Annotated in this window: 22 protein-coding genes and 2 tRNA genes; 7 read left to right on the top strand and 17 right to left on the bottom strand. The window is 71.5% G+C overall.

Annotation, left to right across the window (positions count from 1 at the left end; all coding sequences use genetic code 11):
• Positions 1–93: 93 nt before the first annotated feature.
• Positions 94–516 carry a CBS domain-containing protein gene (locus FGW37_RS21565; protein ID WP_179082552.1) on the top strand — a complete coding sequence of 141 codons (423 nt, stop codon included), beginning with the start codon at positions 94–96 and terminating at the stop codon, positions 514–516.
• Between the two features lie 161 nt (positions 517–677).
• Here FGW37_RS21565 and FGW37_RS21560 read toward each other — a convergent pair whose 3' ends face one another.
• A complete protein-coding gene (locus FGW37_RS21560) occupies positions 678–2,168 on the bottom strand; it encodes a catalase (RefSeq protein WP_179082551.1) in 1,491 nt (496 codons plus the stop codon).
• Positions 2,169–2,373: 205 nt separating this feature from the next.
• On the opposite strand from FGW37_RS21560, the gene FGW37_RS21555 reads away from it, so the two are divergent.
• Positions 2,374–2,790 carry a Fur family transcriptional regulator gene (locus tag FGW37_RS21555; RefSeq protein ID WP_179082550.1) on the top strand — a complete coding sequence of 139 codons (417 nt, stop codon included), beginning with the start codon at positions 2,374–2,376 and terminating at the stop codon, positions 2,788–2,790.
• 65 nt (positions 2,791–2,855) lie between these two features.
• Here the strand turns inward: FGW37_RS21555 and FGW37_RS21550 are convergent.
• From FGW37_RS21550 to FGW37_RS21535, 4 genes are all read right to left on the bottom strand, one after another.
• Positions 2,856–2,929 (bottom strand) — tRNA-Met (locus FGW37_RS21550).
• 99 nt (positions 2,930–3,028) lie between these two features.
• A complete protein-coding gene (locus FGW37_RS21545) occupies positions 3,029–4,906 on the bottom strand; it encodes a tetratricopeptide repeat protein (protein WP_179082549.1) in 1,878 nt (625 codons plus the stop codon).
• A gap of 236 nt (positions 4,907–5,142) precedes the next feature.
• Positions 5,143–5,216 (bottom strand) — tRNA-Met (locus FGW37_RS21540).
• Between the two features lie 42 nt (positions 5,217–5,258).
• Positions 5,259–8,183, bottom strand: coding sequence for a UPF0182 family membrane protein (locus FGW37_RS21535; RefSeq protein ID WP_179084835.1), 2,925 nt, complete (start codon positions 8,181–8,183; stop codon positions 5,259–5,261).
• Between the two features lie 144 nt (positions 8,184–8,327).
• Between FGW37_RS21535 and FGW37_RS21530 the strand changes: the two genes are divergently transcribed.
• Positions 8,328–8,927 carry a PPA1309 family protein gene (locus tag FGW37_RS21530; protein WP_246430488.1) on the top strand — a complete coding sequence of 200 codons (600 nt, stop codon included), beginning with the start codon at positions 8,328–8,330 and terminating at the stop codon, positions 8,925–8,927.
• A gap of 96 nt (positions 8,928–9,023) precedes the next feature.
• Here FGW37_RS21530 and FGW37_RS21525 read toward each other — a convergent pair whose 3' ends face one another.
• The 4 genes from FGW37_RS21525 to FGW37_RS21510 form a co-directional block, all read right to left on the bottom strand.
• On the bottom strand, positions 9,024–10,112 hold the full coding sequence (locus FGW37_RS21525) for a YlbL family protein (protein ID WP_179082548.1): 1,089 nt from the start codon (positions 10,110–10,112) through the stop codon (positions 9,024–9,026).
• A 111-nt stretch (positions 10,113–10,223) separates the two neighbouring features.
• Positions 10,224–10,466: a hypothetical protein gene (locus tag FGW37_RS21520; protein WP_179079115.1), complete on the bottom strand. Its 243-nt coding sequence runs from the start codon at positions 10,464–10,466 to the stop codon at positions 10,224–10,226.
• Positions 10,467–10,640: 174 nt separating this feature from the next.
• Positions 10,641–11,099 (bottom strand): molybdenum cofactor biosynthesis protein MoaE, encoded by a 459-nt coding sequence (locus FGW37_RS21515; RefSeq protein ID WP_425506570.1) that lies wholly within the window; start codon positions 11,097–11,099, stop codon positions 10,641–10,643.
• 110 nt (positions 11,100–11,209) lie between these two features.
• On the bottom strand, positions 11,210–12,337 hold the full coding sequence (locus FGW37_RS21510) for an SDR family oxidoreductase (RefSeq protein WP_179082546.1): 1,128 nt from the start codon (positions 12,335–12,337) through the stop codon (positions 11,210–11,212).
• Positions 12,338–12,528: 191 nt separating this feature from the next.
• Here FGW37_RS21510 and FGW37_RS21505 point away from each other — a divergent pair, with 191 nt between their 5' ends.
• A complete protein-coding gene (locus FGW37_RS21505; RefSeq protein ID WP_179082545.1) occupies positions 12,529–13,956 on the top strand; it encodes a zinc-dependent metalloprotease in 1,428 nt (475 codons plus the stop codon).
• Positions 13,953–14,474 (top strand): NUDIX hydrolase, encoded by a 522-nt coding sequence (locus tag FGW37_RS21500; RefSeq protein WP_179082544.1) that lies wholly within the window; start codon positions 13,953–13,955, stop codon positions 14,472–14,474. The genes FGW37_RS21505 and FGW37_RS21500 overlap by 4 nt, the downstream gene beginning before the upstream one ends.
• Positions 14,475–14,570: 96 nt before the next feature.
• Here the strand turns inward: FGW37_RS21500 and FGW37_RS21495 are convergent, their stop codons facing one another.
• From FGW37_RS21495 to FGW37_RS21480, 4 genes are all read right to left on the bottom strand, one after another.
• Positions 14,571–15,329 (bottom strand): AIM24 family protein, encoded by a 759-nt coding sequence (locus FGW37_RS21495; RefSeq protein ID WP_179082543.1) that lies wholly within the window; start codon positions 15,327–15,329, stop codon positions 14,571–14,573.
• A 17-nt stretch (positions 15,330–15,346) separates the two neighbouring features.
• Entirely contained in the window at positions 15,347–16,030 is a 684-nt protein-coding gene (locus tag FGW37_RS21490) for an AIM24 family protein (RefSeq protein ID WP_168094117.1), read from the bottom strand.
• Between the two features lie 16 nt (positions 16,031–16,046).
• A complete protein-coding gene (locus tag FGW37_RS21485) occupies positions 16,047–17,822 on the bottom strand; it encodes a TerD family protein (RefSeq protein ID WP_179082542.1) in 1,776 nt (591 codons plus the stop codon).
• Positions 17,823–17,962: 140 nt separating this feature from the next.
• Entirely contained in the window at positions 17,963–18,559 is a 597-nt protein-coding gene (locus FGW37_RS21480; protein ID WP_179082541.1) for a M48 metallopeptidase family protein, read from the bottom strand.
• 269 nt (positions 18,560–18,828) lie between these two features.
• On the opposite strand from FGW37_RS21480, the gene FGW37_RS21475 reads away from it, so the two are divergent.
• Both FGW37_RS21475 and FGW37_RS21470 read left to right on the top strand, forming a co-directional pair.
• Positions 18,829–19,953 (top strand): ThiF family adenylyltransferase, encoded by a 1,125-nt coding sequence (locus tag FGW37_RS21475; protein ID WP_179084833.1) that lies wholly within the window; start codon positions 18,829–18,831, stop codon positions 19,951–19,953.
• 42 nt (positions 19,954–19,995) lie between these two features.
• A complete protein-coding gene (locus tag FGW37_RS21470) occupies positions 19,996–21,378 on the top strand; it encodes an ABC1 kinase family protein (RefSeq protein ID WP_179082540.1) in 1,383 nt (460 codons plus the stop codon).
• 18 nt (positions 21,379–21,396) lie between these two features.
• Here FGW37_RS21470 and FGW37_RS21465 read toward each other — a convergent pair whose 3' ends face one another.
• The 4 genes from FGW37_RS21465 to FGW37_RS21450 all read right to left on the bottom strand — a co-directional run bounded on the left by FGW37_RS21465 (position 21,397) and on the right by FGW37_RS21450 (position 22,867).
• On the bottom strand, positions 21,397–21,612 hold the full coding sequence (locus FGW37_RS21465) for a hypothetical protein (RefSeq protein WP_058046146.1): 216 nt from the start codon (positions 21,610–21,612) through the stop codon (positions 21,397–21,399).
• Positions 21,613–21,723: 111 nt separating this feature from the next.
• Positions 21,724–22,050, bottom strand: a complete 327-nt coding sequence (locus FGW37_RS21460) for a hypothetical protein (protein WP_058046145.1) — start codon at positions 22,048–22,050, stop codon at positions 21,724–21,726.
• Positions 22,047–22,409 (bottom strand): WhiB family transcriptional regulator, encoded by a 363-nt coding sequence (locus FGW37_RS21455; RefSeq protein ID WP_030366211.1) that lies wholly within the window; start codon positions 22,407–22,409, stop codon positions 22,047–22,049. The genes FGW37_RS21460 and FGW37_RS21455 overlap by 4 nt, the downstream gene beginning before the upstream one ends.
• Positions 22,410–22,540: 131 nt before the next feature.
• Entirely contained in the window at positions 22,541–22,867 is a 327-nt protein-coding gene (locus tag FGW37_RS21450) for a hypothetical protein (RefSeq protein WP_179082539.1), read from the bottom strand.
• Positions 22,868–23,021: the final 154 nt, after the last annotated feature.

Here is a 23,021-nt window from a genome sequence, read left to right as displayed (position 1 = left end):
CACGCGGTGCCGTGTGACGATGAAGGCCCCACGCTTGTGAACTTGTGAATCCCGGCAGGGGGTTCGCGGTCCACCAAGGAGGTGGCTCCAGCCATGCTCGTCCGCGACGCCATGAGCACGGTGGTCCTCACCATCGGCCCCGCCCACACCCTCCGACAGGCAGCCAGGCTGATGTCCGCGCGCAGGATAGGCGCCGCGGTCGTCCTCGATCCCGACACCAGCGGCCTCGGCATCCTCACCGAGCGGGACATCCTCAACTCCGTCGGCGCCGGGCAGGACCCGGACCGGGAGACCGCCCACGCGCACACCACGACGGACGTCGTCTTCGCGGCGCCCGAGTGGACGCTGGACGAGGCCGCGAACGCCATGTCGCGCGGCGGCTTCCGCCACCTGATCGTCCTCGACGGCCAGGGGCCGGTCGGCGTGGTGTCGGTGCGCGACATCATCCGCTGCTGGCTGCGGACGGGCGCGCGGGGGGCCCGGGAGGACGCGGCCGCGGGGGCGCTGGCGGGCTGAGGACCTCCGGGCAGCCGGGAAGGCCGGAGCCCATTGGCGTCCGGCCTCCCCGGTTGGTACGGCAAGCGGCCGTTGAAACTCCCCCGCGGCGAGTCACCACGTCCGCGAGAAGCGACTGGGGACTCCCCCCGGCGGTGACCGGGGGGCAGCCGCAAAGGGAGTCAGCCGCGCAAGGCCTGGACGGCGGCCTCCAGTCGCTTGCCGTAGTCTGCGTCCGCCTGGCGGAAGTTGCTGATGGCCCGCTCGGCGATGTCGTCGCGCGACACCTTCGCGATGAAGCCCGCGAGGTTGGCGATCAGGCGCTCCTTCTCCTCCTCCGACATCAGCCGGTAGAGGTTGCCCGCCTGGACGAAGTCGTTGTCCTCGGCGTGCGAGGGCGCCGCGTGGTTGCCGGTGCCGCCGGTGACGGAGGTGGAGCCCCACAGCGGCTGCCCGGTCTCCCGGGGGCCGCCGAAGCTGTTGGGCTCGTAGTTCTTGGCCCCGCCGTGGCGGCCGTCGTAGGCGTAGCCGTCACGGCCGTAGGTGTTCGCCACGGTGGCGCGCGGGCGGTTCACCGGCAGGTGGTCGGCGTTGATGCCGACGCGGTAGCGGTGGGCGTCGCCGTAGGCGAAGAGCCGGCCCTGCAGCATCTTGTCCGGGGAGGGGCCGATGCCCGGCACGAAGTGCGCCGGCGAGAAGGCGGACTGCTCGACCTCGGCGAAGACGTTGTCGGGGTTGCGGTTGAGCTCCAGCCTGCCGACCTCGATCGGCGGGTAGTCCTCGTGCGGCCACACGCGGGTGAGGTCGAACGGGTTGAAGCGGTAGCGGGCCGCCTCGTCCGCCGGCATGATCTGCACCTGCAGGGTCCAGGTGGGGTACTCGCCGCGCTCGATGGCCTCGCGCAGGTCGCGCTGGTGGAAGTCGGGGTCCTCGCCGGCGATGCGGTTGCCCTCGTCCTGGGTGAAGTTCTTGATGCCCTGGTCGGTCTTGAAGTGGTACTTGACCCAGAAGACCTCGCCGGCCGCGTTCTGCCACTGGTAGGTGTGCGAGCCGTAGCCGTTCATGTGGCGGTACGAGGCGGGGATGCCGCGGTCGCCGAAGAGCCAGGTCACCTGGTGGGTGGCCTCGGGCGAAAGCCCCCAGAAGTCCCAGACGTTGTCCGCCTCCTGCGAGCCGGTGTACGGGTCGCGCTTCTGGGTGTGGATGAAGTCGGGGAACTTGATGGCGTCCTTGATGAAGAACACCGGGGTGTTGTTGCCGACGAGGTCGTAATTGCCCTCCTCGGTGTAGAACTTCAGGGCGAAGCCGCGGGGGTCGCGCACCGTGTCGGCGGAGCCGAGGCTGCCGGCGACGGTGGAGAAGCGCAGGAACGTCTCGGTCTGCTTGCCCACCTGGGACAGGAACTTGGCCCGGGTGTACCGGGAGACGTCGGCGGTGACGGTGAACGTGCCGTACGCACCGGCGCCGCGGGCGTGCACCACGCGCTCCGGGATGCGCTCGCGGTTGAAGTGCGCGAGCTTCTCCAGCAGCGACTGGTCCTGGATCAGAGCGGGGCCGCCGACACCGGCGGTCTCGCTGTTCTGGTTGTCCGCGACCGGAGCTCCGGACTCCGTGGTCAGCGGGCCCGTCGTGGGAATGGTCTCGCCCTGAACCGACACGTGTGCCTCCGTCATCTCGTCCCTCACTCGGCCACTGGGCACGAGCCGATCATCTGGCTCGACCCGATCGTTCTGGCTTGACCTGATCGCTTGGCCTGAGCCGAGCTCGATCCTACATTAGACAATGTCTAAGTCAAGATGGACCTAACATAAAAACGAGATCCAATCGTGGACGAGGGCCGCTGCTACGCTGGTCCTATCTGACTGATAGGTGAATGGCATGAGTGACCTGCTGGAACGGCTCCGGGGACGCGGCTGGCGGCTGACCGCACAGCGACGCGTCGTGGCCGAGGTCCTGGACGGGGACCACGTGCACTACACCGCGGACGAGGTGCACGCCAGGGCCGCGGAACTACTGCCGGAGATCTCGCGCGCGACCGTGTACAACACCCTCGGGGAGCTGGTCTCCCTGGGCGAGGTCATGGAAGTGAGCACGGACGGGCGCGCCAAGCGTTACGACCCCAATGCCCACCACGCGCACCAGCACCTGGTGTGCTCCCAGTGCGGCACCATCCGCGACGTGCACCCCACAGGTGACCTGCTGGCCGTCCTGCCGGCCGACGAGCGCTTCGGCTTCCAGGTGGCGGCCGTCGAGGTCACGTACCGCGGCGTCTGCCCCAACTGCTCCGCGAGCTGAGCGGAGCGGGGGCGCCCGGAAACGGCGAAGGCCCGGATCCTCAGGATCCGGGCCTTGCCTTGGAGTAGCGGGGACAGGATTTGAACCTGCGACCTCTGGGTTATGAGCCCAGCGAGCTACCGAGCTGCTCCACCCCGCGTCGGTAGCTTCACCCTAACCCTTCCGGCGCAGGAGAAGCAAACGGGTTACCGCGGTCCGTCCTTCGCCGTCGTCCGTCCGTCCTTCGCCGTCGTCCGTCCTACGCCGTCAGCTCCTGCTGCAGCGCGTCGCGCAGGCGCGCCGCGCGCTCGGCCACCTCCGGCGGGCCGAGCGCGACCGCCCGGTCGCACCAGTGCCGCCCCTCGGTGAGGTCGCCGCAGCGGGCCGCCAGCAGGGCGAGCCGCAGTGCGGCGCGCCCGTGCCCGGCCTCGGCCGCGCGGGCCCACCACAGGGCCGCCTCCGGCTCGCTGCCCTCGCGGGCCAGCAGCAGCCCCAGGTTGAAGGCTCCGTTGCGGCTGCCGGCCTCGGCCGCCTCGCGGTACCAGTGGGCGGCCTCGACGACGTCGCCCCGCTCGGCGACGATCATCCCCAGCCGCACCTGGGCCCGCCGGTGGCCCTGCCGGGCCGCCCGCTCGTACCACTCCTCGCACTCCTCGCGGGCCTCCTCCTCCCGGTCGAGCAGCGCGCCCAGCCGGAAGGCGGCCTCCGCGCTGCCGCCGCGCACGGCCACCCGCAGATGGCGCTCGGCGGCCTCCTCGTCGCCGTCCCGCAGCAGGGCCATGGCGACCTGGAGGGCGGCGTCGGTGTGCCCGGCCGTCGCCGCGCGCTCGTACCACTGGAAGGCCGCACGGTCCTCGTCGCGCCCGGCGTAGAGGATGCCGAGATTGAAGGCGGCGTCGACGCTGCCCGCCTCGGCCGCCTTGGAGAACCACGGCTCCGCGCCGGCCGCGTCGCCGCCCTGGAGCAGCAGCACGGCGAGGGCGTTGGCCGCCTCCTTGTGCCCGGCGTAGGCCGCGCGGCGGTACCACTGCTCGGCCTGGGCCGTGCGGCCCTGCCCGGCGCAGAGCAGGCCCAGGTTGTAGGCGCCGTTGACGTCGCCGTGGTCGAGCGCCGTGCGGTACCAGCGCTCGGCCTCCTGCGTCTCGCCCCGGTCGGCGTGCAGGGCGCCCAGGGCGTTGGCGGCGTTGCCGTCGCCGTCCTGGGCGGCGCGGCGCCACCACACGGCGGCGCTGTCGGCGTCCCCGGCGTCGCGCAGCAGGAAGCCGAGCGCGCAGGCGGCCCGGGGCTCGCCGTCCTTGGCGGAGGTCAGGTACCAGCGGGCGGCCTCCTGGGTCTCGCCGCGGCCCTCCAGCAGGGTGCCGAGGTGCAGGGCGGCCCGGCGGTGGCCGCGGGCGGCGGCCTGGCGGTACCACTGCTCGGCCTCGCGGGCCGGGCCCCCGCCGTCGCGGCCGCCCGCCGCGGCGGCGCGCAGCTCGCGGACGGAGGTCTCGACGCCGCCCGGGCCGAGGCTCTCGGCGCGCGAGCGCGGCGCCCGGCCGTCCAGGATCCTGGCCAGGCGGTAGGCCGCCTCGCGGTGGCCGCGCTCGGCCGCGGACCGGAACCAGCGCTCGGCCCCTACGTCGCTGCGGTGCTCCAGCAGGTCGGCGAGGGCGTAGGCGCCGAGGGCGTGCCCGGTTTCGGCCGACTGGCGCAGCCAGTACTCGGCGGCGGGCTCGTCCCCGCGCTCGCGGTGGTAGCGGCCGAGGGCGTGCGCGGCGGCGGCGGAACCGGCGACGGCGGCGATGCGCCACCACCCGGCGGCCTCGTCGGCGTAGCCCCGCTGGTGCAGCAGGACGCCGAGGTTGTTGGCGGCGGAGCGGTCGCCGTCGGCGGTGGCGGCGCGCAGGTGGCGCTCCGCCCCGTCGAGGTCCCCACGGCGCAGCAGCAGGGCGCCGAGCATGCTCAGAGCGGCGGGGTCGCCGCTCTCCGCGGCGCGGCGGCGGGCGGTCTCCAGCTCGAGGTCGGCGGCGTCGCCGGCGTCGGCGGAGTCCGCCGTGCCGGGACGGAACCCCGGCATTTCCTGGTCGCTCCCGTCACCGGGAGCCTCTACAAGCCGGCCTGTCTCCCACAGCGTCGTCCTGTCCCCCATAAGCCCCATCGTCGCACCACCCGCAACCCGCGTACACCTGGTATACCGCAGCCAGTGAGGTCACTTCAGCGTTTTGTCGACTTCCCGACTTCCCGACACGACGGGGCTCCAAACTCTCCACAGAAGCCCCGCACACAACCCGCACAGTCCGCGTCACCCGGACACCGCACGGCCGGGGTGGCCGGCGGGGTCCGGGAACGACAAGGCCCGGAGTCCGAGGCTGGACTCCGGGCCTTGTCATGAAGTAGCGGGGACAGGATTTGAACCTGCGACCTCTGGGTTATGAGCCCAGCGAGCTACCGAGCTGCTCCACCCCGCGCTGTTGTGGAACAACCGTACCACGGCGCGGGGTGGATCTTGATCAACTGCCGGGCTTGCCGCTCTGCTCGGCGGCCTTGTCACCGCTCTTGTCGCCGCTCTTGTCGCCGCTCTTCTCGGCGGCCTTGGCCTCGGCCTTGGCGGCCCGGTCGAGGGCGTCCTTCAGGGAGTCCTGGGCCTTGCCGTACTCCGCCCAGTCCTTGTTCTCCAGGGCCTTCTGGCTGGCCGCGAAGGCGTCCTGGGCGTCCTTCAGGGCCTGCTTGACCGTGGGGTCCTGAGAGGGAGCCGGTTTCTGGGTGCCTTCGGACGGCTTGGCGGGCGCGGTCTTGCTGCCGAAGATCTCATCCAGGGCCTCGTCGAGGGTGTCCCTGAAGGCGATCTTGTCGCCGTAGTTCACCAGCACCTTCTTCAGGAGCGGGTAATTGGAGCCGGCACCTCGCAGATAGACCGGTTCCACGTACAACAGCCCGCCGTCCAGCGGCACGGTCAGCAGGTTTCCGTACTCGACCTCGGAATCGCCCTTCTTCCAGATGTTGATCTGGTCGGCGACAGGTGTGTGGCTGTTGAATTTGCCCTGGGCCAGCCTCGGTCCCCAGACCGAGGTCTCGGACGGCAGTTTCAGGATCCTGATCTTGCCGTAGTCCTTGCTCTTGGCATCGGCGTCCACGGCCATGAAGGCACCGAGGTTCGTCCGGTTCTTGGGCGTGAAGGTCGTCGTCAGCGAGAACGTCTGCTTCTCCTGGCGAGGCATCTTCATGCTCAGGTAGTACGGCGGAACCGCGTTGCCCTTGGTGTTGGTCGGGTCGTCCGGCACCTCCCAGCGCTCACTGCCGGTGTAGAACGTCTCCGAGTCGGTGACGTGGTACCGGGAGAGCAGCTCGCGCTGGACCTTGAAGAGGTCCTGCGGGTAGCGCAGGTGGTCCATCAGCGCGGAGCCGATGGTGCTCTTCGCCTTCACTGTGCCGGGGAACGCCTTCATCCAGGTCTTGAGGACCGGGTCCTTCTCGTCCCACTGGTACAGCTTCACCGTGCCGTCATAGGCGTCCACGGTCGCCTTGACGGAATTGCGGATGTAGTTGACCTGATTCTGCTGGGCGACGACGGCGCGCTGGCCGGTCGTCAGCGAGTCGGCCGTGGTGTCGCCGAGCGTCGTACGGGAGGCGTACGGATAGCCGTTCGTCGTCGTGTACGCATCCACGATCCACTGGATGCGGCCGTCGACCACCGCCGGATAGGCGTCACCGTCGATGGTCAGCCACGGGGCGACCGCCTCGACGCGCTCCTTGGGGGTGCGGTGGTACAGAATCCGCGAACCCTTACCGATGGCACCCGAGTAGAGGATCTGCGGCTCGCCGAAAGCCACCGCATACGCGGCACGGTTGACGGGGTTGGACAGGTTGACCCCGCTCTTCCCCTTGTACGAGTAGCTCCGCTCGCCCTTGTCCGAGGAGTAGTCCAGCTCCTCCTGCGGACCGCCGACGATCGAATACTGCGTCGTCTTCTCGCCGTAGTAGACGCGCTGCTCGTAGGGGCCGAACAGGCCCTCGGTCGGCAGGCTCTTGGCCGTGAAGTCCGGTGCCCCGGCCTTGTCGGTCGTAGTGCCCTTCGCGGTGATGGCACCGTAGCCGTGGGTGTACTTGAAGTGGTCGTTGATCCAGTTGCGCTCGGGAATGCCCTTGAGGTTGAGCTCGCGCAGACCGATGACCGTGTCCTGCTCCTTGCCGTCCACCTTGTAGCGGTCGACGTCCAGCGTGGAGGGGAACTGGTAGTACCCCTTGACCTGCTGCTCCTGCTGGAAGGCGGGCGAGACGAGATTCGGGTCGAGGAGGCGGAGGCTGGCCGTCGAATTCACCGCGGCGCGCAGCTTCTCGGGGTCCTTGCCCGTCAGGTCGCTGTTGCCCTTGTAGTTCTGGACGTCCGCGTCGCCGATCCCGTACGCCTCACGCGTCGCCGTGATGTTCTTCTTGATGTACGGCGCTTCCTTGGCCTGCTCGTTCGGCTGGACCTGGAACTTCTGCACGATCGCCGGGTAGAGCCCGCCGATCAGGACGGCCGAGAGCACCATCAGCCCGAAGCCGATCACCGGCAGCTGCCAGGTGCGCCGCCACAGCGTCGCGAAGAACAGCACCGCGCAGATCAGCGCGATGATGAACAGGATCGTCTTGGCCGGCAGATACGCATTGGCGTCGACGTAGCGCAGCCCCGTCCAGCCGTCGGTGGACTTCAGGCCGCTGGACTTCACCGCCAGCCCGTAGCGGTCCAGCCAGTAGGCGATGGCCTTCAGGCCCACGAAGATGCCGAGCAGCACCGACAGGTGCCCCGTGGCCGCGGCCGTCGCCCGGTGGCCCGGGCTGGTCAGCCGCAGACCGCCGTAGAGGTAGTGCACGAGGGCGGCGGCGATCAGCGACAGCACCGCGGCCGCGAAGCCGAAGCTCAGCAGGAAGCGGTACCAGGGCAGGTCGAAGGTGTAGAACGCGATGTCCTTGTGGAACTGCGGGTCCTTCTGGTGGAAGGGCACGCCGTTGATCCACTGCAGCCAGGTGCGCCACTGCCCGGCCGCCGAGGCGCCCGCGACCAGGCCCACGAGGGCGGTGACCGCGAGGAGCACCCACTTCTTGTACGGCGCGATGCTCATCCGGTAGCGGTCGAGGCTCTGCTGTTCCATCGACATCGCGCTCAGCGGCGGCCGCAGCCGGTGCGCCAGCCAGATGTTGGTCCCCACCGCCAGCGCCATCAGCAGGCCGAAGACCGCGAAGAGCCCGATCTTGGTGCCGAGGGTGGTGGTGAAGACCGAGGAGTAGTCCACCGAGCGGTACCAGAGCCAGTCCGTCCAGAACCCTGCGAACATCACGAAGAGCATGGCCAGTGCGGCCAGCACGCCCAGCGTGGTGAGCAGGGTCCGGATCCGCCGGGACGGTCGGCCGACTCTGATCCGTGGCCCTGTCGGGCCTCCGCCGCGGTCCGGCATCTGGAAAGCCAAGGTGCGCACCTCGAAGTTCGCTGTCAGGGGAGCTGTCGATCAGGGCCCAGCGATACTAGGGCCCAAGGTGGCAACTTACCGAGGCTTTACTCAGTTCCCGTTTTCGGTCACTCTCAGGGCACGATATTGCTCATGTCCAGCACTTCCAGCACCCCCGACCCCTCCCTCCCCTCCGGCCCCGGCGGCCCGGGCGGCGACGTCCCCATGGCGGCCAGCCCGCTGACCCGCGCCGTTCTCGAGATCGACCAGTACGCCTCCACCCTCGGCTGGGACCAGCCCGCGCGGCTGTTCGCCCTGGTCGACACGGCCAAGCTGCGCGCCCAGGAGCCCGGCCTCGCCGATCAGCTCGGCCTCGACGCGAGCGCCCAGGCCGGCTCCCTCACCCCGATCGAGCAGGACGAGGTCCCGGCGGGCACCGCCCTGGACAAGTTCCTCGGCACCATCGCGTGGCCCGGTGCCGTGACGGGGTGTGCCCTGACCGTGGAGCGGCTGATGCTGCCGCCGTCCGCCGAGGGCACCGTGCCCAACGGCCTGAACGAGAAGCAGCTCGCCAAGTGGGTCGCCGCCCACCCGGACCGGCAGGAGGTGCGGATGACCGTCGCCGTGCTGCGGGACGGGGCGCGGGAGACCGCGGTGCGGCTGCGCGAGAAGGACTCGCCGACCGAGGTCCTCACGGGCCCGGACCTGGTGCCGGGGCTGGCGGAGGCGCTGGCGGCGACGTTCGAGGACTAGCCACTCGGTACGCCTTGAGCGCCGGGCGCGGTGAAAACAACAGCCCGTCCGGCGTTTGAGGACCGGGGTCCGGGGCGGAGCCCCGGAAGGCAGGACTCAGCCTGCCGAGCACAGCGGCAGCCCCGCCGAGTCCCCCTTGCGGATCTTCTCCAGCGCACCGACGGCGTCACCTATGGTGTCGACCTTGACCAGCGTGAGCCCGGACGGCTTGTCCTTCGCGGCGGCCGCGCAGTTGTCCTTGGGCGTGAGGAAGTAGCGGGCGCCCTTGGCGCGCGCACCCACCGTCTTCATCTCGACGCCGCCGATCGGGCCGACCTTGCCGTCTTCGTCTATGGTCCCCGTGCCGGCGATGAACTTGCCGCCGGTCAGGTCCCCGGGGGTCAGCTTGTCGACTATCCCGAGGGCGAACATCAGGCCGGCGCTCGGCCCGCCGACGTCCGCCAGCTTGATGTTGATCGTGAACGGGAAGGTGTGGTCCGTCCCGGCCTGGATGCCGACCAGGGCGCGCTTGTCGTCGGGCGCCTTGCCCGTCGTGAGGGCCACGTCCTGCTCGACGGACGGCTGGCGCTTCTCCTTCTCGGCCGCGGCGGCCTCCTTGGCCGGAACGATCCGGAAGGTGACCTTCTGGCCGGGCTGGTGCTTGGTGACCAGCTTGGCGACGTCCCCGGGCTGCTTGATCTCCGTGCCGTCGACGGCCTTGATCACGTCGCCGGCGTGCAGCCGGCCCTCGGCCGGGCTGTTCTTGACGACCGACGCCACCACCGTGCGGGTGCCGACCGGGATGTCCAGCTGCTTGAGCGCCGCCACCTTGGCGCTCTCCTGGGACTGGCTGAACTCCTCCGCCGTCTCCTGGTTGAGCTCGTCGGGCGTCTTGTCGTCCGGGTAGAGCGTGCTGTGCGGGACGACGAGGTTGTCGTGGGCGACCCAGCCGTAGACCGCCTCCACCAGGTTCATCCGGTACCGCGAGCCGGTGACGCGGACCGTCGTCATGTTGAGGTTGCCGCTCGTCGGATACGTCTGGTGCCCCGAGATCTGTAGCACCGGCTCCCCGTCGTGCTCACCGAGCGTGTTGACCGTCGGCCCGGGCGACATCTCCGAGTAGGGCACGGGGATCAGCACGCCTGCGCAGAGGAGCGCGATCAGCATCAAGAGGGAGGCGAGCATCGTCGCGGTGCGGCGGGGCATGGAACGACAGTACGGGACGGGTCCGACAGTCCACCCGCGGGGCGGTCCGTCCGGGGAGGCCACCCGGGGCTCGCGGAAAAACACCGGCGCCCCGGCGCGAGCCGGGGGCGCTCAGGAGACCCCGGTACCGGAATCCTGCCGTTCCATCGCCTCGCGCCGTTCCATCGCCTCGCGCCGTTCCATCGCCTCGCGCCGTTCCATCGCCTCGCGCCGTTCCATCGCCTCACGGAACCGGGCATACCCCGCGAGCTCGGAGATGTCCCCGCTCTTGCGGTTACGAGCGGCCCAGGTGCCCCACAGCAGGGCAACGACGGCCGCGGCAACCGGAATCAGCAACCACACGAGTGCCGCCATACCGACCTCCGACCCCCGGACACCACCACTGAAAAGACCGATGAGCAGATTAGTCTTTCGTACAGTCAACGCTCGCGTCAGGGGGCCGGTTACGCAACCGGAAGTGATCCTTCAGGAGATCGGCGACGCCAAGCGCCTACCTCCCCCAGCTACCGCTGGGGGCACCCCCATCGCCTAAGCACCCACCCACTCCTCGGTGCCGTCCGAAAAGACCTGGTGCTTCCAGATCGGCACCTCGCGCTTGAGGTCGTCGATGAGCCGCCGGCACGCCTCGAACGCCTCCGCCCGGTGCGGGCACGAGACCGCCACCACGACGGCCAGGTCGCCGATCTCCAGGTCGCCCACCCGGTGCACGGCCGCCAGCGCCCGCACCGGGAAGTCCGACGCGACCTTCTCGGCCACGCGGCGCAGCTCCGCCTCGGCGGTGGGGTGCGCGGAATAGCCGAGCCCGCGGACGCCGGAGCCGCCGTCGTGGTCACGCACGGTGCCCACGAAGAGCGCCGTGCCCCCGGCGGCGTGGTCGCCGACCGCGGCGAAGACCTCGTCCACGGACAGAGGGGTGTCGCGGACCGCCAGAAGGCGGACCGGATCCGTCGCGGCGAGCTCGCCGGGGTGATCGTACGTACGGGCCATGTCCCCCATCGTGCCGTACGGAGGGCGTGGGCGAGGACCGGCCTTTCAAACAGCCGTACGAGACGGTCTGCGGACGGTCCTCCAAGGCCCGGGCCCTCGCCGCGGGGTCCCTAGAGGCGGCGGCGCGCCTTGCGGGCGCGGCGGACCAGTGCGGCGGTGCCCAGCAGTGCCACGGTCGCCCCCGCGGCGCCCGCGGCGGTGGCGTCCTTGCGGCCCAGGCGGCGGCCTGCGACCGTGTGCCGGCCGGAGACCTCCTCCAGCAGCTCGGCGAGGACCTCCTCGTTCGTCCAGCGCGGCCGCCAGCCGGCCTCGTGCAGCCGGCTCCCGCTGACCACCCACGGGTGCATCGTGTACTCGAGGTCGCCCGCGGGCGACGGCGTCAGGCCGAGGCGGTGCAGCCGGGAGGCGGCCCCGAGGGCGACCGCGGAGGGCAGCTCCATGCGGCGGATGCCGGAGAGCTCCTCGACCTCCTCCTGCTCCAGCCAGCCGTCGCAGCCCACCGCGAGCTCCCCTTCGGCCTTCTCCAGGGCGGCGAACTCCAGGGCGCTGACCAGGTCCTCCACGTGGCAGAACTGCCAGGTCGGCCGGGATCCGGCGACGACCAGGAGGCGGGGCGACTCGAAGTAGCGGGTCAGGGCGGTGTCGGTGCCGCCGACGAGGACGGCGGGCCGCAGCACCGTGACGTTCAGGCCGGGGTGGGCGCGCGGGGCCCGGCGGGCGAGCCGTTCGATCTCCAGCAGGTCGCCGACGCCGGTGGCCTCGGCGGTGGCGCGCAGCTCGGCGTCCTCGGCGAGCGGCACGTCGTTGTCGGGCAGGGCCCCGTAGACCATCGCGGAGGTGCACAGCACGACGCGGTGCACTCCGGCGGCCGCGGCGGCCGTCAGGACGGTCTGGGTGCCGCGCACGTTGTAGGCGGTGCGGGCGGCCGCGTCGGTCTCCAGGTCGAGGTCGAGCGCGAGGTGCACGACGACGTCGGCGCCGCGCAGCTTCTCGGCGATCGCCGGGTCGCGGACGTCGAGCACGTGCCACTGCGCCTCGGTCACGTCACCGCGGCGCTCGTCGATGGCCACGACCTGCTTGATGTGCTCGGACGCGGCGAGCCGCTGCGTGAGCAGGGCGCCGGTGCCGCGCGCGGCACCGGTGACCGCCACGACGGGCCTCCGGCCGCCGTGCGGGCTCGTACTGTCTCGCGCGGAACCGTTTCGCGCTGCGCGAACTTCTGGGTCGGGGGAACTCACCGGGCGTCTCCAGCGGTTGTCTTCAGTACGTACGAGAGATGACGCGTACGGACCAGGTGACGTCCATCCTGCCGCAGGCCCCGGGTCGGCGAAGCACCAAGCCCGGATACCGGTGAGGTGTCTAGGCTGGTGGTGATGTCGGGCATTCGCCGCCGGTCCTGTGCCGGCGGCCCTACGAGCCGAGGAAACCCGTGAGTGACACCCCATTCGGATTCAATCTTCCGCCGGAGGAGCCGGAGAACGGCGGCGACGGCAAGAAGAAGGGCGAGGGCCAGGGCGGCCAGGGGCCTGCGAATCCGTTCGGGTTCGGCGGGCCGGGCGGCGCGGGGGACAACCCCTTCGCCGCGATGTTCGGCGGCATGAACCCGGGCGACCTCGGGGCGGCCTTCCAGCAGCTCGGGCAGATGCTCTCCTACGAGGGCGGCCCGGTGAACTGGGACATGGCCAAGGACATCGCGCGCCAGACCGTCGCGCAGGGCACCGCCGACGGCACCAAGGACGCCAGCGTCACCTCCGGCGAGCGGAGCGCGGTCGAGGAGGCCGTGCGCCTGGCGGACCTGTGGCTGGACGGCGCGACGTCGCTGCCATCGGGCTCGGGCACGGCGGTGGCCTGGAGCCGCGCCGAGTGGGTCGAGGCGACCCTTCCGGTGTGGAAGGAGCTCGTGGACCCCGTGGCCGAGCGCGTGGGCGCGGCCATGGGCGACGTCCTGCCCGAGGAGATGCAGGCCATGGCGGGCCCGCTGCTCGGCATGATGCGTTCCATGGGCGGCGCCATGTTCGGCACGCAGATCGGCCAGGCCGTGGGCGTGCTGGCGGGCGAGGTGGTCGGCTCCACCGACATCGGCCTGCCGCTGGGCCCCGCGGGCAAGGCCGCGCTGCTGCCGGTGAACATCGCGGCGCTCGGCGAGGGCCTCGGTGTCCCGCAGGACGAGGTCCGGCTCTACCTGGCCCTGCGCGAGGCCGCCCACCAGCGCCTCTTCGCACACGTGCCGTGGCTGCGCTCGCACCTCTTCGGCGCCGTCGAGGGCTACGCGCGTGGCATCAAGGTCGACACCTCCAAGCTGGAGGACGTGGTCGGCCAGCTCGACCCCACCCACCCCGAGCAGCTGCAGGACGCCCTCCAGCAGGGCATGTTCCAGCCGGAGGACACTCCGGAGCAGAAGGCGGCCCTGGCCCGTCTGGAGACCGCCCTGGCGCTCGTCGAGGGATGGGTGGACGCCGTCGTGCACGCGGCCGCCGCCCCGCACCTGCCGTCGGCCGGTGCCCTCCGCGAGACGCTGCGCAGGCGGCGTGCCTCCGGCGGCCCGGCCGAGCAGACCTTCGCCACGCTGATCGGCCTGGAGCTGCGCCCGCGCCGGCTGCGGGACGCCTCCCGGCTGTGGGCCTCCCTGGCGGACGCACGCGGCCCGGAGGGCCGTGACGCCCTCTGGGAGCACCCGGACATGCTGCCCACGGCGGCCGACCTGGACGACCCGGACGGCTTCGTCCACCGCGAGCACCTGGACTTCTCCGAGATCGACAAGATGCTCGGCGAGGCGGCCAAGGGCGAAAAGGGCGGCCAGGGCGAAAAGCAGGATGAAAAGGGCGAGCCCGAGGGCGAGGGCGACGACAAGAAGTGAGCCTGCACGAGGATGCGGTCCGCGTCCTGAAGGAGTACGCGGACCAGGAGGAGCTGCGCGGGCTCTACCTGGACCACCTGGCGTCCCACCCGGACGGCATGTGGAAGCCCTGTGAGGCCGGTCACGTCACGGCGAGCGCCCTGGTGATCGACCCGTCGCGCGGGCAGGTGCTGCTCACGCTCCACCGCAAGCTGCGGATGTGGCTGCAGATGGGCGGCCACTGCGAGCCCGGTGATGCGACGGTCAAGGCGGCGGCCCTGCGGGAGGCCACGGAGGAGTCCGGGATCGCCGGGCTGACGCTCCTGCCGGGCGGCCCGGTGCGGCTCGACCGGCACCCGATCCCCTCCCCCTGCAACTGGCACCTGGACGTCCAGTACGCGGCCCTCGTGCCCGCGGGTGCGACGGCGGCCATCAGCGACGAGTCGCTGGACCTGCGCTGGTTCCCGTACACCGAGGTGAGCGAGGTCGCCGACGACTCGGTCGTGCAGCTGATGCGGCGCACGCTGGAGCGGCTGTAAGAGCCTGATGCGCCCCGATGGCGCAGGGCATAAGTAAGGGGCGGTCACCATGGGTGACCGCCCCTTACTTATGCTCCGCCCGGCGAGCGGCCGGGCTCAGTTGGACCAGATGTTGCCCTGGTTGCGGCCGTGCGCACCCTGCTGGCCGACGCCGTACTGGGCCATGAGGCCCTGGCCGATCTCGGCACCCTGGGGCGGCAGGAGCTCGCTGGGCTGGACGAGGGCGTAGCCGTGGCCGGCGAAGCTCAGCTCCCAGCCCTCCCCCGTGCCGCCGCGCCGCCGCCACACGCCCGAGGACGACGTCTGGGCCTGCATCTGCACGCGCAGGGACGTCGACCAGGCGATCACGGCGTCGGCGTCGGCGCTGACGACCCGGTCGGGCGTGACCTGGAGCATCAGGGGCTCGCCGGAGGTCATCAGCGCGACCTTGCCCTGGCCGCTGATGTTGAGCTGGTAGGCGCCGGTGCCGGAGATGCCGTACTGGCTGTCGACGGCGATGGTCTCCCAGTGCAGCGTGGAGTCCAGGGCGAGGACGTAGGCGCCGTCCACGGTCAGTCCGTCGCGGTCGACGTCGACCACGTGGACGTGCTGGGCCAGGTTGGCGAAGTAGACCGTGCCCTGGCCCGAGCAGCGCATCAGGTCCAGGCCCTCGCCCGTGTGGGCACGGGAGTTCTGCTGGCCGCGGGTCTGGTACTCGCCGTCGAACTCGATCAGGCCCTGGTAGGCGACCATCGACCCCTTGCGGGCGAGGACGTCGTCGTGGCCGGTGAGGGAGACGCGCAGCATCTGCGGGTTCTGCAGGGCGTAGCGGTCCTGCGTCTGGGCCTCGGTGAAGCCGAAAAGCGGGCTCTGCATGATGTCCTCGTTCCCCCTCAGCCCCGGGCCCGGAGCCGGTCGGTGCTGTCCTCGCTGGGCTGTACGACCACGAAGCCCTCTCCGGAGAAGCCCAGTTGGTAGGCCTCGCCGCTGCCCCGGCCGATCAGCGAGGAGGCCTTGAAGCTGCGCTTGCCCTTCATCCGGAGGTTGCTGGACCAGGCGACGAGCGCGTCGGGGTCGACGTAGGTCTCGTCGTCGCCGCGCCCGCAGTCCACGACGATGGGGGTGCCGCGGGAGGTCAGGGCGACCCAGCCGGTGCCGCTGATGCCGACGTTGAACAGGCCCTGTCCGGCGAACTTCGCCATGCCCTTGACGCGCTCCACGCCCCACTGGAGGTGGGCGTCGAAGGCGAGGACGTTGGTGCCGTTGACGGAGAGGGAGTCGCCGTTGAGCTGCAGGCAGACCACGTCGGCCCCGTAGTCGGCGAGGTAGAGCAGGCCGTCGCCGTGGCAGCGCATGAGGGGCACGCCCTCGCCGGTGAGCCACTGGGAGGCCATCTGGCGGACTGCCGGCGGGTTCGGGTCGTACTGGACGTAGCCCTCGTAGGCGACCATCGAGCCGGTGCGGGCGAAGAGGTCCTGGCCGGTCTGCATGGCGACCTTCAGCATGCTGCTGCCGTGGTTCTCCATGCGGGCGGTGACGGGGGTGGGGGCGTAGCCCTGGATCGGTGTCTGGTTCATGGTCTTCGCTGGTCCCTCAGACCTCGTAGGGCTGGACGACGACGAAATTGCCGGGGGCGCCCCGGAATTGGAGGTTCACGGCTTCTCCGCTGTGCCCCGGGTAGGAGCTGCGGCGCAGGCGCACCTGGCTGGAGATGATCACCTGGGCGCCCGCGGACCAGGCGATGACGGCGTTGCTGTCCGCGTAGGTCGACGGGGTGACCGGCAGCACGACGGGGATGCCGTGGGTCTTGACGACGACGGTGCCGTGGCCCTGGAACTGCATGGTGAACAGGGCGCCGCCGGGGATGCCGTGGCCCTCGATCCGGCGGACCTCGTGCTGCAGCGACTCGTCGAAGGCGAGCACCGACTCCGCGGAGACGCAGATGGCGTCGCCCTGGAGCTCGATGGGGTGCACGTGGGCGGAGTTCTCCGCGAGGAAGACCTGCCCGCGGCCGGTGCAGCGCATCAGCTGCAGCTCCTGGCCGGTGGCGTTGCCGACGATGCGGCCGGCGAAGCCGGCGCCCTTGTAGCCGAAGTCGACCTTGCCCTGGTACAGCACCATGCTGCCCTGGCGGGCGAGCACGGGCCGGCCGTCGACGCCGAGGTCGACGCGGACGAGCTTGGGGTTCTGCTGGGTCCAGCGCTGGCCGGTGGGGGCCTCCCGGTACTTCTGCAGCGCCGTCTGGACGCCCGCCGCTGCGGCCGGCTGGCCGTAGGGCTGCTGGCCGGGCTGGCCCGGGAAGGGCTGGCCGGGCTGGGGCGCGGGGTGCGGCTGGCCGGGGTAGGGCGCGTTCTGCTGGGGCGCCTGGGGCGGCTGGCCGTAGGGCTGCTGGCCGGGCTGGCCGTAAGGCTGCTGGGGCGGCTGACCGTACGGGGCGGGCTGCTGCTGGCCGTACGGGCCCGGCTGGCCGGGGACGCCGGGCGGGCCGGGCGGCGGCGGGGTGAACTGACCGCCGGTGGAGGCCCCCGGGCTGTTGAAGAAGCCCGGAGGGGCGATCGGCGCGGCCAGGGTCTGCGCGGCGTGCACCTGCCCGGCGGGCGGTGCCGGCGGCGGGGTGCTGCCGGGCGGGGGCGGGAACCCCTGGTGGGGCGGCGGCGTCCGGGCCTGGTGGGCGGCGGGCGCCGGGGCCGGAGCGGGCGCCTGGGGCGCTACGGGCGCGGGGGGCTGCGCCCCGGGCGCGGCGAAGGCCGGGGGCGGGCCCGCCTGCTGCGGAGGGGCGAAGGCGGGCGCTGCGACGGGCGCGGGTGCGGCCGGGGCCTGCGCCTGGGGCTGAGGCTCCTCTTCGAGCACCTCACCGCCGAAGTGCTGGAGCAGCGCCTCCAGTCCGCCGTCGAAGCCCTGTCCGACGGCGGCGAAGCGCCAGACGTCCTTCAGGTAGATGTCGCCGAGCATCACCGCGCGTTCGGTGCTGAATTCGGTCCCGGTGAAGGAGTAGCGCGCGACTTCCTGGCCGCCGGCGACGATACGGAGATAGCCGGGTGCGGTCTGCGACATCTGGCCCGCACCGTCGAGGGTGGCCGTGAAAGAGAGCCGCTGGATGTGCGCGGGGATCTGGTCGAGGGTGACGCGGAAGGATTCCGTGTCACCAGCCTGCGCCCCGAGCTGCTGAATGGCGCCCTCGGGCGACTTGGGCTGGTTGAAGAAGACGAAATACCGGTCGTCCGAGAGCCGCTCCGCGGCGTCGAGGCCGAAACAGCTGATGTCGAAGGTCAGGCCGGGGCCCGCGATCTGCACTCCCACGTACAGATCGGTCCCCGCCGTCAGGTCACTGATCTTGGCCTTGTGGCCGCGCTGGAATTCCCTGGCCATGCGTAACGACCGTCCCCCATCCGAACGTGCGATGAAAACGTGTGATGAATGCGTTGCGTCAGGCTAACGGCTGAGGGCTGATTCATCCGACTCCGGACCGGACGTGTCCCCCGTGGGGGACTGCCGGCGCCGGACCCGGCTCATTCGCCGCGCGCTGCGGGGAGGTGCGGCAACCTGTCGGCGGCCACCACACCTTCGAGGTAGCCGCGGGCACGCTCGGTACGCGGGTAGGCGTCGAGGAGCCGCCAGAAGCCGGGGCCGTGGCCGGGGACGAGCAGGTGCGCCAGCTCGTGCAGGAGGACGTAGTCGAGGACGTATTCGGGCATCCCCTGCAGCCGGTGCGAGAGGCGGATGCTGCCCTCGGTGGGGGTGCACGAGCCCCAGCGGGTGTTCTGGTTGGTGACCCAGCGGACGGTCGCGGGGCGGGCCCGTCCGTCCAGGTACTGCGCGGACAGGCGCGCGGCGCGCTCGGCGAGCTCGGTGTCGCCGAGCATCCGCTTGCTCTCCTGGGCGGCGAGCCGGTCGAGCATCACCGTCACCCAGCGCTGCTCCTCGGCCTCCGACATGCGGGCGGGGATGAGGACGACGGTGCGGTCCGCCTCCCGGTACGCGGAGACCGTCCTGCGGCGGCGCGCGCTCCGTCGGATCTCGACCGCTCCGGGCTCGCCGCCGCCGGTGAGCGGGCTGGGAGCACTGCGCGGCGGTCGTGCGGCACTGTGCAGAGGGTCGACGGGCACGGCCCCGACGTTACCGGCTGGCGGCGCGTGAAGTCCCGCCCATCACTCCTTGTCGGCCGCAAAGACCCCACAGGGACCGGGCTTGTACGACCATCACACCGCGCTTGTGGACAACTTCTCACAGTGACCGCGCGGACGGTCCATGCTGAAGGCCGATCAAGCGATCAAGGGGGAGGACCATGCCGACCGAGGGGGGAACCGTGCAGAGGACCGCCGTGCAGAGGACGGCCGTGGAGGAAAGCTCCGTAACGGGTACGTCCGCGCATCCCATGCTCAAGCCCGCGCTGCGGCGCAGCTGGCGCAATCGCGACACCGTCCAGTTCGGGGTGGCCCCGGCCCATGCCGTGACGGTGGGTCCGGTGGACACGGCCACGGGCAGCTTCCTGACCCTGCTCGACGGCACGCGCGGCATGCCGCTCCTGCGCGAGGAGGCGAGAGCCGTGGGGTTGCCGGAAGGACGGGCGGACGCCCTGGTGGAGCGGCTCTCCGCGGCAGGGCTGCTCGACGACGTGCGCGGTGGCGGGGAGGCTGCGGCGGCCCTGCGGGAGACCGGGCCGGCGCTGGACCGGCTGCGGCCCGACCTGGCTTCGCTGTCCGTGCTGCATCCGGGGCCGGGCGAGGCGATGCGGCTGATGGCGGCGCGGCAGGCCATGCGGGTGCAGGTGCGGGGCGCCGGGCGGGTGGGCTCGGCCGTCGCGGCACTGCTGTCCGCGTCCGGGGTGGGCGGCGTCGATGTGATGGACGGCGGCTGTGTGGAGCCGTGGGACGCGGGGCCCAGTGGGCTGGACGCCGCGCGGACCGGGGAGCGGCGGGAGGCCGCGGCGCGGCGGGCCGTGCGGGCGGCGGCGCCGGGGGTGCGGCGCAGGCCCCGGCGGGGTGGCGAGCCGGAGCCGCCGCTGGCGCTGGTGGTCTTCGCCCCGCGGGACGGTCTCGCGGCCTACGCTCCCGACCCCGGGTCCTCGCAGGAGCTCCTCGCATCAGGTACGCCGCACCTGTACGCGGGGGTGCTGGAAGCCACCGGGCTGGTGGGGCCGTTGGTGCTCCCCGGCGGGACGGCGTGCGCGGGCTGCATCGAGCTGGGGCGGGCCGGCCGTGACCCCGCCTGGCCCCGGATGCTCGCCCAGTGGAGGTCCGGCCGCGGCTCGGGGGTACCGTCGTGCGACATGGCACTGGCCACGGTCGTGGCGGGGCTGACCGTGGCGCGGGCACTGGCCTTTCTCGACGGTGGGTCCCCGGCGAGCGCGGGGGTGCGGCTGGAGCTGGCTCTGCCCGGTCCGGCCTGGTCCCCGCGGCCCGTCGAGCCGCATCCGCGGTGCCCCTGCGGCGCGGCGCGTTCCCCGGATCCCGGGTATGCCGCGGCCATGGGGTCACCGCACGGGACAATGAGCAGGTAACCGCCGTCCGCGGCGTGGCTGTTCAGCTAGTTGGAGGGGCGAATGTCTGATCTACCCCGCAAGGCGGTAACGCGCACCGCCAAGTTGGCCGCGCTGCCACTGGGGTTCGCGGGGCGCACGGCCCTGGGACTCGGCAAGCGCATCGGGGGCCGGCCGGCGGAGCTGATCGCGACGGAGTTGCAGCAGCGCACCGCAGAGCAGCTCTTCGCGACACTCGGGCAGCTCAAGGGGGGTGCGATGAAGCTGGGTCAGGCGCTGTCGGTCTTCGAGTCGGCGCTTCCCGAGCAGATCGCCGGGCCCTACCGGGCCGCCCTGACCAAGCTTCAGGAAGCCGCCCCTCCCATGCCGGTGAAGACGGTGCACGCGGCCCTGGCGGAGCGCCTCGGCGAGGACTGGCGGGATCTGTTCGAGGAGTTCGACGACCGCCCGGCGGCGGCCGCCTCGATCGGGCAGGTCCACCGGGCGGTGTGGCACGACGGCCGGCGGGTCGCGGTCAAGGTGCAGTACCCGGGGGCGGGCGAGGCGCTGCTGTCGGACCTCACCCAGCTGGGGCGGTTCGCGAGACTGCTGGGGCCGCTGGTGCCGGGCATGGACATCAAGCCGCTGATCTCCGAGCTGCGCGACCGGGTCTCCGAGGAGCTGGACTACGGCCTGGAGGCGCGGGCCCAGAGCGCGCACGCGCAGGAGTTCGCGGGCGATCCGGATGTGGTGGTGCCGGCCGTCGTGCACCAGAGCGACCAGGTACTGGTCACCGAGTGGATGGAAGGGCTGCCGCTGTCCGAGGTGATAACGGAGGGCACCCAGGAGCAGCGGGACCGGGCCGGGCAGCTGCTGGCGCGCTTCCTCTTCTCGGGCGCGGCGCGCACGGGGCTGCTGCACGCCGACCCGCATCCGGGCAATTTCCGGCTGCTCACCGGGGACGATCCTGACGGTCCGCCGGAGAAGTGGCGGCTGGGTGTGCTGGACTTCGGCACGGTCGACCGGCTGCCGCAGGGCCTCCCCGCGGAGATCGGCACCGCGCTGCGGCTGACGCTGGACGGCCGGGCCGAGGCGGTCCACGAGCTGCTGCGGGAGGAGGGGTTCGTCAAGCCGGAGATCGAGCTGGATCCGGGAGCCGTGCTCGACTATCTGCTGCCGATCATCGAACCGGCGCAGGTGGCGGAGTTCACCTTCACCCGGGGCTGGATGCGAGCCCAGGCGACGCGGATCGCCGACCCCCGCTCCCCCGCGTACCAGCTGGCCCGCCGGCTCAACCTCCCGCCGTCCTATCTGCTGATACACCGCGTGACGATGAGCACCATCGGGGTGCTGTGCCAGCTGGGCGCGACGGTGCGGCTGCGCGAGGAGATGGAGGCGTGGGTGCCCGGCTTCGCGGCGGCGGGTGGCGGCGCGGCGGAAGAGGAGAGCCGGGAGACGCCTGCCTGACGGGGCCGGGCCCCGGCCTCACCACCAGGAGGAGTCGAGGCGGCCCTCGATCGATCTGATGTTGGCCCGGGCGCAGTCGTCGCAGAAGTAGCGGCGGCTGCCGTTCTCGAAGGAGCAGGTCCAGGTCGGCGGCGCACCGTCGGCGGGGGTGCCACAGCGAGCGCAGGTGATGGTCTCGGCGGGCTCGGTGGCCTCAGGGTCCAACTGCCCTGATTCATGCGTCTTCTGGTCCACTCCCAGACGATATCCCCGCGAAGGGGCCGGGAGGGCACAACGCACCCGACGCCCCGCGGGGCCGGTCCGTTCGGATCCGGCCCCGCGGGGGTGACGGCGAGGGTGGGGCGGTCAGTGCATGACCGCCATGGCCAGGGCCCGGCGGGCGCGCATCGAGGCGCGCTCGGCGCGGCGCTGCATGCGCCGGGCGGCGGCCAGCCGAGTGGCCCTGCGTTCGGACTCGGCCTCCCTCAGTCGCTCGTGCATATGGGCACGGGCCAGGGCTTCTGGGATGAGTTGCATTTCGAGGTTCCTGTTCTGGCGCGAGGCGATCGCGCTGAAGGCATCACGGGTGGGGACTTCGGGGCCGAAGGGCTCGGCGGAGGGGCGGTGCATCGTCGGATCCTGCTTCTTGGGGTCGTGCGTGGTGGGGCGGTCGATGGTGCCGAAGACGTTCATGCGGCGACCGGGTTCTTGCGCGGGCGGCCACGGGGCCGCTTGCGGGCCACCACGACGCCCTGGACGAAGAGCTCGCCTCCCCAGACGCCCCACGGCTCGCGGCGGTCCATCGCGCCGGCGAGGCAGGCCTCACGCAGCGGGCAGGTCCGGCAGAGCGACTTGGCGTACTCCACGTCCGCGGGCGACTCGGCGAAGAAGACCTCCGGGTCGTAGCTGCGGCAGGGGACGGGGGTGCCCAGGTTCTCGATCGCGTCGTCGAGGTCGGTCAGGGCGGTGAGGGGGGTCAAGGTGTCCTCCGTGGGGACGGGCGGGGGGATCAGGTCGGTCGCTACTGACGGGGTGTGTGCCTTGAGTTGCACGGTGTCTTTTTCCTCGTCTGTCTTCCGGCTCTTGGCCGGGCTGGTTCCCCTCGGCGAGGGGGCAAACAAAAGGGCCGCGGATCCCGGTGTGGGTTCCGCGGCCCTGGAAGGTGCCGACCTGATCATGCCGATCAGGCTGGATCTCTCCAGGGTTCGAGCCCACGGAAGGCCCACATCGTGTGGTGCTGGTGCTGCGTGCTGACGGATCCGGCGCCGTTGGTCGTCGCCGCAAGGGCATAGGCCTGGGCCTGTGCCGTTGCTGCTGCCTTTACCGCGGACGCCTTGGTCGGTCGCTCATTGATCAGGGAGGTTTCATTGATCAGGGCGGAGCCGTTGATCAGACCGAGACCGGCGCCGGACAGACCGGTGCCCCGGAGCGAGACGAAGGAGAAGCCGAGCGGACGGGCGGCGATGACCGGGCGATCGGTCATTTTGTTGCTGGTCTTGAAGCTGATCATTGGTCTCGCCTCCTCTCGGCGTCTTCGGGGACCTGTCGGAACAGGTCCGGGCTTTTAAGTTCAGTACAGCCGGTTCAGTACAGCACGGATCCGCCGGCTCCCGGAAGAGCCGTTGTCTCCGTGCTCGGAAGGCTATGGGTATGCCGTCCGCGTG

Source organism: Streptomyces rectiverticillatus (genome assembly GCF_013394065.1).
GTDB classification, from domain to species: domain Bacteria; phylum Actinomycetota; class Actinomycetes; order Streptomycetales; family Streptomycetaceae; genus Streptomyces; species Streptomyces rectiverticillatus.
The sequence above is the reverse complement of the archived record's forward strand: the minus strand, read 5'-3'. Positions and strand labels throughout refer to the sequence as shown.